The sequence below is a fragment of the Ottowia sp. genome (genome assembly GCF_047975795.1).
GTDB lineage: Bacteria > Pseudomonadota > Gammaproteobacteria > Burkholderiales > Burkholderiaceae_C > Ottowia.
In genome coordinates, this window is record NZ_JBKEEE010000059.1 from 21,009 (window position 1) to 37,743 (window position 16,735).

The window sequence follows — 16,735 nt, forward strand, 5'->3', positions numbered from 1 at the left end:
GCCGCTCACCAGCGCACCTTTTAAAAGCCATGGTTCCTCACCTCGTCACCGCATTGTCTGGCCCCCTCAACGAGCTGGAGCAGCGCCTGCTTGACGCCACACCTGTCATCGAGCGCTGGTTTCGTCTGGAATGGATGGAGCACACACCGCCGCTGTATGGCTCGGTCGATATCCGCAACGCGGGCTTCAAGCTGGCACCGGTCGATACCAACCTGCATCCCGGCGGCTGGCACAACCTGGCTGCCGCCACGCTGCCTTTGGCTGTGCAGGCTGCGCAGGCCGCGATCGAAAAGATTTGTCCTGAAGCGCGCAATCTGTTGATCGTGCCGGAAAACGGCCAACCCTCGAGTTTTTATCTGGCCAGCCTGCAACGGCTGGAACAAATCTTCCGCATGGCGGGGCTGAACGTGCGCTTTGGCTCCATCGACCCGGCCGTCAAGCGCAGCACCACGCTGGCGTTGCCCGATGGCAGCCAACTGGTGCTCGAACCTGCGCAGCGCGTGCGCCACCGCGTGGGTGTGAAGCACTTCGACCCCTGCACCATCATGCTCAACAACGATCTGGCCGCTGGCCCGCCGGGCATTCTGGAAGAGCTGTACGAGCAATATCTGCTGCCGCCTTTGCAGGCGGGTTGGACGGTACGCCGCAAGAGCCGTCACTTCAAATGCTATGAAGAAGTGAGCAAGCGTTTTGGCAAGCTGATTGGTGTCGACCCCTGGCTCATCAACCCGCTGTACTTGACCTGCGGTGAAATCGATATTCATGAGCCCCGGGGCGGCGAGTGCCTGCGCACCAACGTCGATGCGCTTTTGACCAAGATCCGCCGCAAATACAAGGAATACGGTATCAAGGAAAAACCGTTCGTGGTTGTCAAGGCCGACCAGGGTGGGCGCGGCATGGGCATGATGACAGTGCGCGACGTCAAAGACCTTGACCGGTTGACCGATCAATCAAGGCGCGAGCCAACTGCTGGTGCAGACATTCCGCGCGGCGAAGTCATCATTCAGGAAGGGGTGCTGACGCACGAGCGCATTCACGATGCTGCCGCCGAGCCGGTGGTTTATCTGATCGACCGCTATGTGGTGGGTGGCTTTTACCGCGTGCATGCCGAACGCGGGGTGGACGAGAACCTGAACGCGCCTGGCACCAAGTTTGTACCGTTGGCATTTGCCGGTGCCCCGCAACTGCCGCAGACCAGCGCTGCTGCTGGTGCCAGTGCTCCGAACCGTTTTTATATGTATGGCGTGATTGGCAGACTGGCCCTGGTGGCTGCCAGCTACGAGCTGGAAGTGACCGATCCTGAGCTGCAGGCGATGGATTGAGCTTGGGTTGCTTATTGCCCCAGTCTGCGCCAAGCGGCGCAGCGCTGTATGGCGCTTGATGTATCCACGCCACCACACGCGATGGCCGGTTGCGCTTTTTTGCGTTGATCGCCTGTTCCAAGCCGTCGTTGCGGGCGCACAATAGCCGCCTGATTGACTTCAGCGACAACCCGAAGCCGGACGTGCCACCGACCAAGGGTGTCGCAACATTTGTGTCTGCAGCCAGCAAATCTTCTCTGGGCGCGCTCACCCTGGGCGCGATTGGCGTTGTTTACGGCGACATCGGCACCAGCGTGCTGTACGCCGTCAAGGAAACCTTTGGCATGGGCCATGTCCCATTCACGCATGACAACGTGTACGGTGTGCTGTCCATCATCTTCTGGACGCTGACCCTCATTGTTTCCCTGAAATACGTGACGCTGGTGCTGCGCGCGGACAACAACGGCGAAGGTGGCTTGGTTGCCATGCTGGCGCTGGCCTCGCGCTCGGTCAAGGACAAAGCCCCCGCGCTGCGCAACGGCATGCTGCTGATCGGGATCTTTGGCACTTGTTTGTTCTATGGCGATGGCGTCATTACACCGGCCATCTCGGTGCTGTCGGCGGTGGAAGGGCTGGAAGTGGTGTCACCCGCGTTCAAACGTTATGTGATCCCGCTCACGCTGGTAATTTTGCTGGTGCTGTTCTGGGTGCAAAAGCGCGGCACCGGCGGCATTGGCAAGTTTTTTGGCCCCATCACGCTGGTGTGGTTCATCAGCATTGCCGGACTGGGGGTGGTGCACATCATTGACCACCCTGAGATTCTGGGCGCGCTCAGCCCACACCATGCCCTGCGCTTTATCTGGTACAACCCGCACGTTACTTTTGTCATTTTGGGGGCGGTGGTGCTGTCGGTTACCGGGGCTGAGGCGCTGTATGCCGACCTGGGCCACTTTGGCAAAAAGCCCATTCGCATCGCCTGGTTTGCGGTGGTCATGCCATGTCTGACGCTCAATTATTTTGGACAAGGCGCTTTGCTGCTGGCCGAGCCTGATGCGGTCAGCAACCCGTTTTTCCACATGGCCCCGGCCTGGGCCACGCTGCCGTTGGTGGGCCTGGCCACCATGGCCACGGTGATTGCCTCGCAAGCGTTGATTACCGGGGCTTTCAGCGTCACCAAGCAAGTCATTCAACTGGGCTATCTGCCGCGCCTGCAAGTGCGGCACACCAGCACCAAAGACACGGGGCAGATCTACATGCCGTTCGTCAACTGGGGGCTGTTCGTGATGATTGTGCTGGCGGTGGTGATGTTCCGCTCGTCCAGCAATCTGGCTGCGGCCTACGGCATTGCCGTCACGCTGGACATGACCATCACCACCGTGCTCACCTTCTTCGTCATTCGCTACGGCTGGGGTTATCCGCTGTGGCTGTGCGCGGTCGCCACCGGGTTTTTCTTTGTCATCGACATCACGTTTTTTGCCTCGAACCTGCTCAAACTGCTCAAAGGTGGCTGGTTTCCGCTGCTGATTGGCGGGGTGATTTTCATGCTGATGAAGACCTGGAAAGATGGCCGCGAGCTGCTGCGCAACGCCTTGCGCGATTCAGCCTTGAACCTGAGTGACTTCCTTGATTCGGTGTTTGTGGCACCTCCTGCACGCGTGACAGGCACCGCGGTGTTTTTGACCGCCCAGCCCGGCATCGTGCCCAACGCCATGCTGCACAACCTCAAGCACAACAAGGTGCTGCACGAACACAACCTGTTCGTGACCGTGGTCAACCACGAAGTGCCGTGGATCGGGGCGGAAGAGCGCGTGAAGTTCGAGTCGCTGGGGCACGACTGCTGGCAGGTCATCGTCAATTACGGCTTCAAGAACGACCCCAACCTGCCCAAGGCGCTGTCGCGTTTAAGCGGGCGCGGGATCGATCTGGACCCGATGACCACCAGCTACTTTCTCTCGCGCGACATCGTCACGCCCACCATCGGCTCGGGCATGATGCTGTGGCGCGAAAAGCTGTTTGCGCAAATGCACCACAGCGCTACCGCAGCGGCTGAGTTTTTGAACCTGCCGAGCAATGCGGTGGTCGAGCTGGGATCAAAGGTGGAGATTTAATCGGGCACTGCGCCCATCACTGCACGATGGCTTTGGCGCGCAAGCTGGCGATCTGCTCATTGCTCAAGCCCATGCCGCGCAGCACGGTATCGGTGTCGTCGCCCACGTGTGGAGCGCTGGCGCGCGCGGTGCCCGGCGTGACCGACAGCTTGGGCACGATGCCCGGCACCTCCAGCGCATAGCCATCGCGGGTGTGCTGCGTCAGGATCATCTCGCGCGCGCGGTAATGCGGGTCGGCGGCGATGTCTTTGGCGGTATAGACCTTGCCTGCGGGCACGCGCGCGGCGCTCAAGGCGTCCATCACTGCCTGCACGGTTTGTGGCTGCGTCCAGCGGCCAATGGCGGTGTCAATTTCGGTAATGCGGGCCACACGACCGGCGTTGTCAGCCAGATCGGGGGCTTGCCCCAAATCGCCCCGGCCAATCACCGCCATCAGGCGTTTGAAAATGCTGTCGCCATTGCCCGCCACCAGCACCCAGCCGTCTTGGCACGGGTAGGCGTTGGACGGCGCAATGCCGGGCAGCGCGCTGCCTGCGGCTTCGCGCACTGTGCCAAAAGCGCTGTATTCAGGCAGCAGACTTTCCATCACGTTGAACACCGCTTCGTGCAAGGCCACGTCAATCACCTGGCCCTGGCCGCCATTGACCTCGCGGTGGCGCAGCGCCACCAGAATACCGATGGTGGCGTGCAGTGCGGCCAGCGTGTCGCCAATGCTCACGCCTACGCGCACCGGCACGCGGCCCGGCTCGGCCGTCAAGTGGCGCAAGCCTCCCATGGCCTCGCCAATCACGCCAAAGCCAGGCAGATCGCGGTACGGTCCGGTCTGGCCGTAGCCCGAAATGCGCGCGATGATCAAACGTGGGTTCAGCGCGTGCAGCTCGGCAGGCGACATGCCCCAGCCTTCCAGCGTACCGGGGCGAAAGTTCTCGATCAGCACGTCCGCCTCGGCAATCAACTGCCGCGCCAGCGCTTGCCCTTCGGCCTGCCGCAGATCGATGGCCACCGAGCGCTTGTTGCGCGACTGCACCTGCCACCACACCGAGGTGCCGTTTTTCAGCAGTCGCCAGTTGCGCAGCGGATCGCCCGCACCCGGCGGCTCGATTTTGACCACATCGGCACCAAACTCGCCCAGCGTCTTGCCGCAAAACGGCCCGGCGATCAATTGGCCCATCTCGATCACACGCACGCCTGCCAGTGCGGCGGGGGTTGCGGGCGGGATGGTGCCGGCAGCAGGCGTGTGTGGCAAACGATCGATGGTGGTCATGGAGCAGGTCTCCTGAAGACGAATGGCAAATTTTTACGACACCATTTTGCCATTCGGCGCAATGTTTGCATGCGTTCAAGGCTATCAATTCAGAAGCGAATAAAGGTGCCAAAGGCTTGATGCAGTGATGGCTGCCCGTTTGTGCCACAGTACACGCTGTGCCCGCAGAGGGTGTTTTTCTTTTGCCGCCATGAAACTGCTTTTTGTTGCCGACCCGCTCGAATCTTTCAAAACCTACAAAGACAGCACTTACACCATGATGCGCGAGGCTGCACGCCGCGGCCATCAACTGGCTGCCTGCGAGCCGCGCCACCTGCGCTGGCAAACCGGCCAGCCGGTGACGGCGCAGGTGCGCCCCATCCAGTTGACGGGCCGCGAAGGCGACTGGTTCACCGAAGATGCGGCGCGCGAAACCGCGCTGAAAGACTTTGACGCCGTGCTGATGCGCAAAGACCCGCCGTTCGACGCCGAATTCATTTACGCCACCCACCTGCTCACCCAGGCCGAACGCGATGGCGCGCGCGTGTTCAACAAACCCAGCGCCCTGCGCGCGCACCCTGAAAAACTTGCCATTATGGAATGGCCGCAGTTCATTGGCCCCACCTTGGTCACGCGCGAGGCGCAAGCCATCCGCGACTTTCACACCCAGCACCACGACATCATCTTGAAGCCATTGGACGGCATGGGCGGCATGGGCATCTTCCGCGTCAAAAGTGACGGGCTGAATTTAGGCAGCATCATCGAAACGCTGAACCAGCACGGCGCGCAAACCGTGATGGTGCAGAAGTACCTGCCCGACATCGTGGCAGGCGACAAGCGCGTGCTCATCATCGGTGGTCAACCCGTGCCCTACTGCCTGGCCCGCATCCCCCAGGGCGGCGAAGTGCGCGGCAACCTGGCCGCTGGCGGCAAAGGCGTGGCCCAACCGCTGACCGATGCCGACCGGGCCACCGCCACCGCCATCGGCCAAGCCCTGGCCCCGCGCGGGCTGCTGCTGATCGGCCTGGACATCATCGGCACCAAGGTGACCGAAATCAACGTCACCAGCCCCACATGCTTCAGGGAGATTCTGGATCAGACGGGATGCGATGTGCCTGCGCTGTTTGTGGATGCAGTGGAGCAGGCGGCTACGGCCCGTTGATCAGTAGTGTTCCTTGAACGGAGGAGCAAGGCGTGAGTTTTGATATGTATGCCAATGGAGTGCATGAACACATTGGCCACCATGAAGAATACTTGTTCTTGCTGGCACAGAAATAGGCATCTTCTTATCCTGAATTGATGGCCGTCTGGGAGGCGTTTTACGACAGCCCTCGCCTCACGGCCAATCAGGCCGGTGCGCTTGTTGACGAGCTGATTGAGTTGCTTCGTGCCCATGGCGGGGTGACCAACCAGCCTTTGGCTATTACCGTGATGCGTCTGATCCTGTTTTTGAGTGCCGCCTATCGTGGGCGAAAAGACGTGGTCTGTCGCAGCGACTGAGATATCAAACTGGTTATGATGGTTTAACCCGAATTGCCCCTGCAGCCACAAGGAACCCCGCCATGAGTTTCACCCTCCGCAGCCGCAGCTTCACCGACCAAGACACGCTGCCAAAACAGTTCGTCCACCACGCCATGGACGCTGGTGGCGACAACCTGTCGCCTGAGTTGATCTGGTCTGGCGCGCCGGAAGGCACGCGCAGTTTCGCGTTGATGATGTACGACCCGGATGCGCCCACCGGCTCGGGCTGGTGGCATTGGGTGGTGTACGACATTCCCGCTGAGGCGACCAGTTTGCCGCTGGGTGCGGGTGCTGCGGGCGGCAAGGCGCTGCCAGCGGGGGCGAAAATGGGCCGCACCGATTTCGGCAGCGCCGAATACGGCGGCGCTGCACCGCCGCCTGGCCACGGGCCGCATCGCTATGTGTTCACGCTGTATGCGCTCAAGACCGACAAGCTGGACGTGCCTGCCGACTGCACGGCGGCCTATGTGGGCTTCAACATTCACTTTGCCAAGCTGGCTGAGGCCAGGCTGACGGCGCTGTACGAGCGCTGAGACGCTGGGGCACTGACGCGAGACGGGTCAGCCAGCCAGGAGCGGGCGTGGCGGCTTTGTCTGGAGCCAGCGCGCTGACGGCAAAAGGTGCCGATGCGCTGGGGTGCAGGTTGAGGGTGCGGGCCGAGTTGGAGACGGGTCATCAGGCTGCGATCAGGGCACGACCAAGGCACGATCAAGGCACAATAGCGCCATGCTTGATTTGTTTTTGAATTCTTTCAAAAAGGCGTCTGGGCACCTGCGCACGGCCAGTGTGGCGCTGGCGGGTGCGCTGCTGCTGGCAGCTTGTGCCAGCACCACCACAGGCAGCGTGACCACAGGGGGCGAAGGCCGCTCGCAACTGCTGCTGGTGTCATCCGATACGGTGATGCAGCAATCGTTGCAGTATTACAACCAGCAAAACCAAGAGGCCAAGGGCGAGGGCACATTGTTGACCAGCGGTGCCGAATGGCAGCGCGTGAACGCCATCATGCAGCGTCTGATTCCGCAGGTGGCGGCTTTTCGGCCCGATGCGGGGCGTTGGCCGTGGCAACTGGTGCTGATTGATGAAGACACAGTGAACGCCCATGTGATGGCAGGCGGCAAGATCACCTTTTACACCGGCCTGGTACGCCAGTTGAAGCTCAGTGATGATGAGATTGCCGCCGTGATGGGGCACGAAATTGCCCACGCCCTGCGTGAGCACACGCGCGAAAAAATGTCGCAGGCGGCGGCGGGCAACTTGGCCGTGTCGATTGGCGGCGCGCTGCTGGGTGCAGGCCAGAGCACGATGCAGATTGCCAACATGGGCAAGCAACTGGCTTTGGACTTGCCGTTTTCACGCAGCATGGAGAGCGAAGCCGATTTGTACGGGCTGGAGCTGTCGGCGCGCGCGGGCTACAACCCCCAAGCCGCCGTCACGCTGTGGGAAAAAATGGCCCAGCAAGGTGGCGGCAATGGCCCCAGTTTGCTGTCGACCCACCCTGCCCCGGCTGACCGCATGGCGGCATTGCGTGCGGCGATTCCTAAAGTCATGCCGCTGTACGACGCGGCGCGGACGCGCCGTCGCTAGGCCGCAGCGTCATCTTGGGGCTGTGCATTAGGATGGCCGCCCTGTAAGACCCACAAAGCGCCTGGACGGCAAACGAGCTATCCGGCTGACTGCGCTTGATTTTTAAAACACACTGTTTATGGCAACGCTGTTCTTAATCGTTTTGTGCGCCGGGCTGGCCAGCCAGTGGCTGGCGTGGCAGCTCAAGCTGCCCGCTATCGTGATCCTGATTGGCATGGGCTTGATTCTGGGGCCAATCACAGGAGTGATTGCGCCCAGCGATTCGCCTGAGGCGTTCAACGCCATGATTGGCCTGGGTGTGGCCATCATCTTGTTTGAAGGCGGCATGGATTTGAAGCTGCGCGAACTGCGGCATACCCGCAGCGGCGTGGGGCGTTTGGTGTTTGTCGGCGCGCCGCTGGCCTGGGGGCTGGGTGCGGTGGCTGCGCACTACGTGGCGGGCTTGAGCTGGCCGGTGGCGATTGTGCTGGCCGCCATTTTGGTGGTGACCGGCCCGACGGTTATTTTGCCGCTGCTGCGTCAGGCGCGTTTAAACCGCGATACCGCTTCGCTGTTCAAGTGGGAGGGCATCGTCAACGATCCGCTGGGCGTGTTGCTGGCGGTGATCAGCTTTCAGTACTTCACCAGCGGGCAGGCGATGACGCTGACTGAAAGCCTGCAAGACCTGGGGCTGTCGCTGTTGGTGGGGCTGGTGGTGGGCGGCGGTGGCGGCTGGCTGACCGGCTGGCTGTACCGCCGCGGGGCGGTGCCCATGCACCTGAAGGCCCCGATCCTGATGGTGTTCGTGCTGGTCGCGTACTGGCTTTCCAATCTGGTGCAGCACGAGGCGGGTTTGTTGTCGGTGACGGTGATGGGCATGGTGATTGGCAATATGTCCATCGTCGAGCGCCAGGCTCTGCAAACCTTCAAGGAAAATCTGACGGTGGTGCTGCTGTCGATTTTGTTCATCGTCATTCCGGCGCAACTGGGGCCGCAGCATCTGGCGCAGATCGACTGGCGTGCCATCCTGTTTGTGCTGGCCTTGCTGCTGTGGGTGCGCCCGCTGTCGGTGATGACGGCCATGCTGGGATCGCCCGTGCCGCGCGAAACGCGCTGGATGCTGGCCTGGATTGCACCGCGCGGTATTGTGGCGGCCGCTACGGCCAGCTTGTTTGGCCCGGCGCTGGTGGAAGCCGGTTACCCGGATGCCGAGCGGCTGTTGCCGATTGTGTTTTTGGTCATCATGACCACGGTGCTGGTGCATGGCTTGACGCTGGGGCCTTTGGCCAAGCGGCTGAAGCTGTCGGCGGGCGAACCCAATGGCCTGCTGATCGTGGGCGGCTCGCCTTTTTCGACGGCGCTGGCGATGGCGCTGCGCAGGCTGGAGGTGGAAGTCAAGATTGCCGACGGTGCCTGGACGCACCTGAAAGAGGCGCGCATGGCCGGAGTACCGGTGCACTATGGGGAGGTGCTGTCTGAAGAAACCGAGCACACCCTGAACGCCAAGAACCTGAACCATCTGTTGGCTGCCACGGAAAATGACTTTTACAACGCACTGGTATGTAAAGGTGCGGGGCGGCAGTTTGGCCATCACCGCACGTTTCAGACTTCGGCGCACAGCGCAGCCGACCAGGAATTCAAACGCCTGTCGATTGATATGCGTGGCTACTTCGCTTTTTCGCCTGAAGCCAACTTTACGCTGCTGAATCGCCGCATTGCTGAAGGCTGGGCTATTCAGTACACCAAAGTCAGCGAGCAGCACCGCTGGACGACCATGAAAGAGCGCCTGGATGCCAGTGCGGCTGACTGGCTGCTGCTGGGCGGTATCACGCCCAAAGGCGAATTCAGGCTGTATTCGCAAGAACATCGCTTCAAGGTGGAGCCGGATTGGACAGCAATTTACTTCGCCCCGCCCACTGCGCGCGTGCGCCGCGCCAATGCAGACGATGAAGCGGTCACGACGCCCATGCCAGATTCGGATTCGGATTCGGATTCGGAATCAGGATCGGTGGCGGCACCCGCATCTGCGCCTGCACCTTTACCGCAGCAACAACCGTCGCCTTCCGAAATCCTGGGTCAATAACCCAGCCGCTCAGACGCTGGGCTGGGCGGGGTACGGCGGCGGCGCTGAGGGTATGACAGGCGGGGCCGTGTCACCCGGCCAGTCGCGCACGTGCACGTCCATTTGCGGGAAGGCGATTTCAATGCCTTCGGCGGCAAACAGCTCGGCAATGCGGCCCAGAATGGCGTTTTGCACTGGCAGGCGGTTGCCTGGCCCATCGACGTAGATGCGCAGCTCAAAGTCAAGCGAGCTGGCCCCAAAGGCCATGAACCAGCTTTGTGGTGGCGGCTCTTTCAGCACAACGGGCTGTTCCAAGGCGATTTGTTGCAGCAGCTCGTGCACGCGCGGCACCGGGCTGCCGTAGGCCACCCCAATCGGCAGGGTGACGCGCGTGACCTCGTCGGACAGCGTCCAGTTGATGACTTGCCCGGTAATGAAGGTCTTGTTGGGGATGATGTTTTCTTTGTTGTCGAAGTCCTGCACCACGGTGGCGCGGGTGCGGATGCGCGTGACGGTGCCGGAGATGGTGTCGATGGTGATGGTGTCGCCGACGCGGAAAGGGCGCTCAACCAGCAGGATCAGGCCCGAGACAAAGTTGGCAAAGATTTCCTGCAAGCCAAAACCCAGTCCCACCGTCAGCGCAGCGGCCATCCATTGCAGTTGTGACCAGCGTATGCCCAGCAGCCCCAGCGCGCTGATGGTGCCCAGCATGACCGTGCTGTAGCGCAGCAGCATGGTGGTGGTGTAACGGGTGGACGCCGTGATGCGGCGCGAAGCTGACAGCGCCAGCTCCACCAGGCCGGGAATATTGCGCACCAGGCTGAAAGTGAGCGCGCTGATCAGCAGGGCCAGCATCAAATCGCTGGCAGTGACGGTGCCTATGATGGCTTTGCCGTCAGCACCTTTGTCGCTGAAGTGCCAGAGGTTGATGGCGTCAAAGCGCATTAGCGCAGGGGCCACTTCGCCCCAGGCCCAGATCAGGCCCACCAGCATCAGGCAGATACGTACCACTTTCAGCAGGCGTCGGCCTTGCTCGCTGACGGTGACCAGCTCCAGTGCCGCACTGTCATCGGCGCGCGTGGCGGCACCAGACTCCTGGTCAACCACATCGCCGCCATGCTGGTGCGCGCGCTGGCGCGCTTTCAGGGCAAGGGCGCGTTCACTGAGCAGCAGCCAGCGGTCCAGCATGCCGTAGGCGGTTTGGGCCAGCACCACCACCATGGCCGATTTCAGCAGCGCCTCGATCAGTACGACCGATGAAAACACATAGCCCACCATGGCGGCCAGGGCGCAGAAAAAATAGCCCGCAGGAATGGTGAATAACAAAATCCTGTGCAGCCAGTCTGGCATGTTGGGCCACAGGCGTTCGCGCCGCAGCAGCCAGATGACCGATATGCCGATACCGACCCCGATCAGAATGGCGGACAGTCGTGCATGCGCGTCAATGGCGATGTCCACGCCGCGCCGAAGCGGCCAGACGGTCATGAAGCTGGCAGGCACCAGGAGACAGGTGGTAATCAACCAGGTACGACGGATGTGGTTCAGGCGCGCAGCGCCCCAGCGCAAATGTGCTTCGGCCAACCCGTCAGGGCGTATCAAGGCATGCAGCAAGGCCAGCACCAGACCCATGACGCTGAGAAATATCAAGGTTTCACCAAAGGTCTCTACGTCATGGGTATGGCCTTCGTTCAGGCTGCGCAGCAAAAAACCTGCGCCCAAAAAAGCACATGGCCAAGGCAGCGACACGGCGCAAGACCATGCAAACGCTTGGGAAGTGTGGGCAAAGCTGTCGTGCAGCACATCGCGTGTGCGCTCTGCCAGGACGCGAAGGCGTTGCAGCGCATGGCGACGCAAACGCCACAGCGCAACCAGTAACAGCGCATAGGCGATGTATCGCAAGGGCCGCTGGCGGGCATCGGACGCTACGGTTCGCCCTGCAGCAGCAAGTTCAATGCCTTTTAGCCCAGCGACTAGCTGCTGCGGCAAGGTGTGCAGCCACTTCAGGTTAATGGGGGGGTGGCTGGGTATCCACAGCAGTTCGCGGTCCATCAAGGTGCGCAACTGGTTACCCCGGTCGATCATGGTGGACAGCATGCGGTCACGCTGTTCCAGGATAGCCACGCGCTGGGACAGCAGCGGTGTGAGCTGCGTGCTCAACTGGCTTTGCTGGTTGCGCAACGGTGCCCATTCGATGGCGGTGACGTTGCTGTCAACGTCTGGCACTGATGTGGTGGCACTGACGCTGGCTCGGCGCAAGTCGGCCAACGCATATTGGCGCAGTCGCAAATCGGACAATTGCGCCAGCAGGTGGTGGCGCTTGCGTTCCAAGGCGCGCAAAGAGGGCATTTCCAGACGCTTTTGCCACAGCCAGTGGCCAAGGACGGCGCTGTTGCCGCTGAGGTTCAAGCGTGCCTGGGCATCGCGCAGCACGGCGCTGATTTGCTCGCGCGACTGCTCATCGCTGGTGAGTTGTTCGCGGTCGCTGGTCAGCGCGGCGCTGTCGTCCATGACCTGCTGGGCCAGTTGGGCGTTAGAGCGTGCCAGATCGGCCAGCGCAGGCGGCCCCTGCTTGCCCAGTTGCTCTGCCGCAGCTTGTGCGGCAGCGGCCTGATCGACCAGTTTTTGGCGGCTGAGTTGGGCGATGCGCTGGTTGAGCCAGGCGGCCCGTGGCTCCCGGTGCGCCAGCGCTTGTTGCAGCGTCTGCAATTGCGCTTGCAATGCATTTTGGCGCGCTCCTGCCGTGTCCTGCTGGGTGCGGCGCAGGTTGATTTCGGCATTGACCTGCACTTTCTCTGCTTCGCGCTGCACATCCTGGGCACGCTGCACCAGCGGTGGGCTGGCGGCAGTGGGCGATGCGGCAGGTTCGGGGTTGACCAGTTGATCGGAGCGCTGCTGCAAGGTAACCAGGGTATCGCTGATTTGGGCGGGCTGCGTCAGCAGTGCAGACAGGCTGGCTGACAGCTGGTCAACCTGCTGGCGCAACTGGGTGCTGGCGTTGCGTTCGTCCGCCAGCAGGCGCTCTAAGGTGGCGATGCTGGTTTCGTGGTGCATGCGGGTTTGCCACTGCGCAAATTGCTCGGCCACGTCGGTGGGGTCTGCGGGTGCAACGGGGCTTTGGCTGTTGGTTTGCCGGGTCTGGCTGCGCAAGGTGGTGGCCTGATCGCGCATGGTGGCGGCGCTGGCGAGGGCGGCGCTGGCCGATTTAAGCGCGTCCTGGGCTTGTGTTTTTTGCTCGTCCGTCAGCTCAGAGGCGGCCACCTGGGCCGTCAGGCTGTCGATCTGGGTGCTGAGCGATGTCGGCGTGTTGGCCGCAGGTGCAATGGCGGTGATCGCATTGGTCGTCGGATCTGCTGCTGGGTCGATGGCTGAACCCATGGTTTGCGCGAACGCAGGTGCTGTGCTTATCAGTGCCCATAACGCCCATGTCCTAAGGCACCATGAAACCAACGGGGTGATGCAATCAGAAGGAGTGCGCGGCATAGGGGTCAGCAACAAAGAAGGGTTTGCGGTGGCGGGCAGCGAACGGGTATTCTTGCCCCTGCCGAAGGCGGTGTCGATTGAAATGTCGAGTAAATGCCTCAGATTTTTTCAACGTACCCCTTTGATGCGGGTGTATTTTGAAGGCTGCGCTAAGCGCTGTAATGCGGGAACGGATGATCGGCGCATGGGTGGGCGAGTGGCAGAAAAATCAAAAATAGGGAACCTAACCCATGGCACATGGACGCATGACGGAGTGACCGAAGATGACGCTGACCGAGTTGAAATACATTGTGGCGGTCGCCAGGGAAAAGCATTTTGGCAAGGCCGCAGAAGCGTGTTTTGTCTCGCAGCCCACGCTGTCGGTGGCCGTCAAAAAGCTGGAAGACGAGCTGGATTTGAAGCTGTTTGAGCGCAGCGCGGGCGAAGTGGCCGTGACGCCACTGGGCGAAGAGGTGGTGCGCCAGGCGCAAAGCGTGCTGGAGCAGGCCGCCGAGATCAGGGAAATTGCCAAGCGCGGCAAAGACCCTTTGAGCGGCCCGCTCAAGCTGGGGGTGATCTACACCATCGGCCCTTATCTGCTGCCCGATCTGGTGCGGCAGAACATTGCGCTGACGCCGCAAATGCCGCTGATCTTGCAAGAGAGCTTTACCGTGCGCCTGCTGGAGATGCTGCGCACCGGCGAGATTGACGCGGCCATTTTGGCCGAGCCTTTTCCTGACACCGGCCTGGCCGTGGCCGCGCTGTACGACGAACCCTTCATGGCTGCCGTACCCGCCCAACATCCGCTGGCGCGGGGCGAGGCGGTGACCACCGAGAAGCTTAAAGAAGAGCACATGCTGTTGCTTGGCTCCGGCCACTGTTTTCGTGACCACGTACTCCAGGTCTGCCCTGAGTTTGTGCGCTTTGCCAGCGACACTGAGGGCATACGCAAGAGCTTTGAAGGCTCGTCACTGGAAACCATCCAGCACATGGTGGCCGCAGGCATGGGCGTGACCCTGGTGCCGCGCCTGGCCGTGCCTGGCCATTTGCTGACCACGCCTTCAGAGCAAGCCAAGGATGCGCTGCCCTCGCTGATCCGTTACCTGCCGATTCGGGACGAGCAAAATGCCCCGCCCACGCGCCGTGTGGTGCTGGTCTGGCGGCGCAGCTTTACACGCTATGAAGCGATTGCGGCGTTGCGCAACGCTGTCTATGCCTGTGAGCTGCCGGGGGTGGAGAGACTGTCCACCTGAAACCATCAAGGCTTCCCATAAAATCGGTCTGGCGCTTTTATGCAAGGCGAATGTAGCTATTAAATAATGAGTATTCAGACGAAGATGGTGTGTATTCAACCGGTGGCTGCTTCAAATCCTGGCGGCCCCACATTCGTGTTGCCCGCCACCGCATGACCACTCCTTCTTTGCAGCAGGCGGCTCAATGGCTGGGGCAAGGTCGCATCCCGCAAGCCATTGCCGAGCTGCGCGCCGTGCTCGATCAGCAGCCTGAACTGGGGGCGGGCTGGCAACTGCTCGGGCAGGCGCAGTTGATGGCGGGCGCGTTTGATGAGGCGGTGCAAGCGCTGGAAAAAGCGATCGAGTTGAACGCCAATGATGGGCGCAGTTGGTGGGCGCTGGGCGCGGCGCAGTCCGAGCTTGGACGGCACGACGAGGCCATCGCCAGCTTGAACCGGGCGCTGGCGCTGGAGTCTGCGCAGCCCCGGCTGTGGTACGACCACGCCAAGGTGCTGCATGGCGCGCACCGCTGGCAAGAGGCGCTGGCCAGCGTCGAGCGCGCGCTGGCCTTGCAACCGCAGTACGCCGAGGCATGGCTTAACCGCGGCAACATCTTGCGCGACATGGAGCAGTCGCTGGACGCGCAGGCGGCTGACAGTTACCGCCGCGCGATCGCGCTCAACCCCCATCTGGCGCAGGCCTGGGCAGGTCTGGCGCGCGCCCTGATAGCGCTGAATCAACAGGAAGAGGCCATGCCTGCGCTGGAGCGCGCGGTGGCGCTGGCACCCGACAACGTGCAGTTTCAGCTAGAGCTGATGCGGCAGGCGCAAAAGTGGGCATGGTGGGACAAACTGCCGTCCTTGTGGCCGCAGGTGCAGGCGCAGGTGGCTCGGCACACCAGCGCTGATGCGCCATTTGCCATGCTGTCGCACCCGTGGGCCAGCGCGCAGGAGTTGTTGCGCGGCGCGCGCGCCTGCGTCAACGATGCGCGCGCTAAGCTGCGTCAGCAAACGCAAGGCACCCAATGCCAACCAAACTCCACACCGCCTGCGCCGGGCGATGGACTATTGGGCAGGCGGCTGCGTGTGGGCTATCTGTCGGGCGATTTGACAGACCATGCCGTCAGTTATTTGATGGCCGGGGTGTTTGAGGCGCATGACCGCACGCGCTTTGAAATCATCGGCATCGACATTTGCCCCAAGGCGGTACCGGACACGGCCTTGCGCCGCCGCGTGGTGGCGGCGTTTGACCAGTTTGAGGAGTGCGGCACACAAGCGGCAGAAGACATTGCCGCGCGCATTCGGGCGCTGCAACTGGATGTGCTGATTGACCTGCAAGGGGCCACGGGCCATGTTCAGCCGGGCATATTGCTGGCGCGGCCCGCGCCGTTGCACGTGGCGTACCTGGGTTTTCCGGGCACCAGCGGCATGGACGAGGTGGACTACATCGTGGGCGACCGTTGGGTTTGCCCGCCGGGCAGCGAGCATGAGTTTTCTGAGCAGGTGGTGCGCCTGCCCGAGGTGTTTCAGGCTAACGACCGCCAACGCCAGATTGCCAAACACACGCCCACGCGCAGCAGCTTGGGGTTGCCTGAGTCAGGTTTTGTGTTTTGCTGCCTGAACAATTCGTACAAGGTGTTGCCGCACTCGTTTGACGTGTGGATGCGCGTGCTGCGCGCCGTGCCCGGCAGCGTGCTGTGGCTGCTGGGCGAAACCCCGGCGGTGCAGGCGCGGCTGCGCGCCCAGGCTCAGGCGCGGGGGGTGGCCCCTGAGCGGCTAGTGTTTGCACGGCGCACATCGTATGCGCAGTATCTGGCGCAATACCGGCAGGCCGATTTGTTTTTGGACACCTTGCCGTTCAACGCCGGCACCACCGCCAGCGATGCGCTGTGGGCGGGCCTGCCGGTGCTTTGCCAGATGGGCAACCGCTTTGCCGGGCGCATGGCCGCCAGCTTGCTGCACGCAGTGGGTCTGCCCGAGCTGGTGACGCATTCTGAAGCTGAGTACGAAACGCTGGCGGTGCAATTGGCCACGGAGCCAGATCGCCTGCGCGGCTTGCGCGAGCGCTTGGCCGCTGGCCGCTTGAGCAGCCCCTTGTTCGACACTGAGCGCTTTACGCGCCACCTGGAAAGTGCCTTGTACACCCTGTGCGTCCGCCAGCGCCAGGGTTTGCCGCCCGCCAGTTTTGACGTGCCTGCCTTGCCAGCATGAAGGCGTCAGGCATCAGGGGCAGGACGCACCGGTGGC

Annotated in this window: 11 protein-coding genes; 9 read left to right on the forward strand and 2 right to left on the reverse strand. The window is 62.0% G+C overall.

Annotated features, from left to right (window positions below):
- Positions 1–29: 29 nt before the first annotated feature.
- Complete coding sequence (gshA, locus tag ACK5NW_RS09225) at positions 30–1,322, forward strand: glutamate--cysteine ligase (protein WP_416927284.1); 1,293 nt, start codon at positions 30–32, stop codon at positions 1,320–1,322.
- A gap of 212 nt (positions 1,323–1,534) precedes the next feature.
- Positions 1,535–3,409 (forward strand): potassium transporter Kup, encoded by a 1,875-nt coding sequence (locus tag ACK5NW_RS09230; RefSeq protein ID WP_416927286.1) that lies wholly within the window; start codon positions 1,535–1,537, stop codon positions 3,407–3,409.
- 16 nt (positions 3,410–3,425) lie between these two features.
- Here the strand turns inward: ACK5NW_RS09230 and ACK5NW_RS09235 are convergent, their stop codons facing one another.
- Complete coding sequence (locus ACK5NW_RS09235; RefSeq protein WP_416927288.1) at positions 3,426–4,673, reverse strand: CaiB/BaiF CoA transferase family protein; 1,248 nt, start codon at positions 4,671–4,673, stop codon at positions 3,426–3,428.
- A 190-nt stretch (positions 4,674–4,863) separates the two neighbouring features.
- Here ACK5NW_RS09235 and gshB point away from each other — a divergent pair, with 190 nt between their 5' ends.
- From gshB to ACK5NW_RS09260, 5 genes are all read left to right on the forward strand, one after another.
- On the forward strand, positions 4,864–5,814 hold the full coding sequence (gene gshB, locus ACK5NW_RS09240) for a glutathione synthase (RefSeq protein WP_416927290.1): 951 nt from the start codon (positions 4,864–4,866) through the stop codon (positions 5,812–5,814).
- Positions 5,815–5,951: 137 nt separating this feature from the next.
- Complete coding sequence (locus ACK5NW_RS09245) at positions 5,952–6,152, forward strand: hypothetical protein (protein WP_416927292.1); 201 nt, start codon at positions 5,952–5,954, stop codon at positions 6,150–6,152.
- A 62-nt stretch (positions 6,153–6,214) separates the two neighbouring features.
- Positions 6,215–6,706, forward strand: coding sequence for a YbhB/YbcL family Raf kinase inhibitor-like protein (locus ACK5NW_RS09250; RefSeq protein WP_416927294.1), 492 nt, complete (start codon positions 6,215–6,217; stop codon positions 6,704–6,706).
- 193 nt (positions 6,707–6,899) lie between these two features.
- Positions 6,900–7,757 (forward strand): M48 family metallopeptidase, encoded by an 858-nt coding sequence (locus tag ACK5NW_RS09255; RefSeq protein WP_416927296.1) that lies wholly within the window; start codon positions 6,900–6,902, stop codon positions 7,755–7,757.
- A 118-nt stretch (positions 7,758–7,875) separates the two neighbouring features.
- Positions 7,876–9,819, forward strand: coding sequence for a cation:proton antiporter (locus ACK5NW_RS09260; protein ID WP_416927298.1), 1,944 nt, complete (start codon positions 7,876–7,878; stop codon positions 9,817–9,819).
- Positions 9,820–9,828: 9 nt separating this feature from the next.
- On the opposite strand, the gene ACK5NW_RS09265 is transcribed toward ACK5NW_RS09260, so the two are convergent.
- Positions 9,829–13,173, reverse strand: coding sequence for a mechanosensitive ion channel domain-containing protein (locus ACK5NW_RS09265; protein WP_416927300.1), 3,345 nt, complete (start codon positions 13,171–13,173; stop codon positions 9,829–9,831).
- Positions 13,174–13,541: 368 nt separating this feature from the next.
- Here ACK5NW_RS09265 and ACK5NW_RS09270 point away from each other — a divergent pair, with 368 nt between their 5' ends.
- Together ACK5NW_RS09270 and ACK5NW_RS09275 are read left to right on the forward strand one after the other, a co-directional pair.
- Positions 13,542–14,510 (forward strand): LysR substrate-binding domain-containing protein, encoded by a 969-nt coding sequence (locus tag ACK5NW_RS09270; RefSeq protein WP_416927302.1) that lies wholly within the window; start codon positions 13,542–13,544, stop codon positions 14,508–14,510.
- Positions 14,511–14,662: 152 nt separating this feature from the next.
- On the forward strand, positions 14,663–16,699 hold the full coding sequence (locus ACK5NW_RS09275; protein ID WP_416927304.1) for a tetratricopeptide repeat protein: 2,037 nt from the start codon (positions 14,663–14,665) through the stop codon (positions 16,697–16,699).
- The last annotated feature ends 36 nt before the right edge of the window (positions 16,700–16,735 follow it).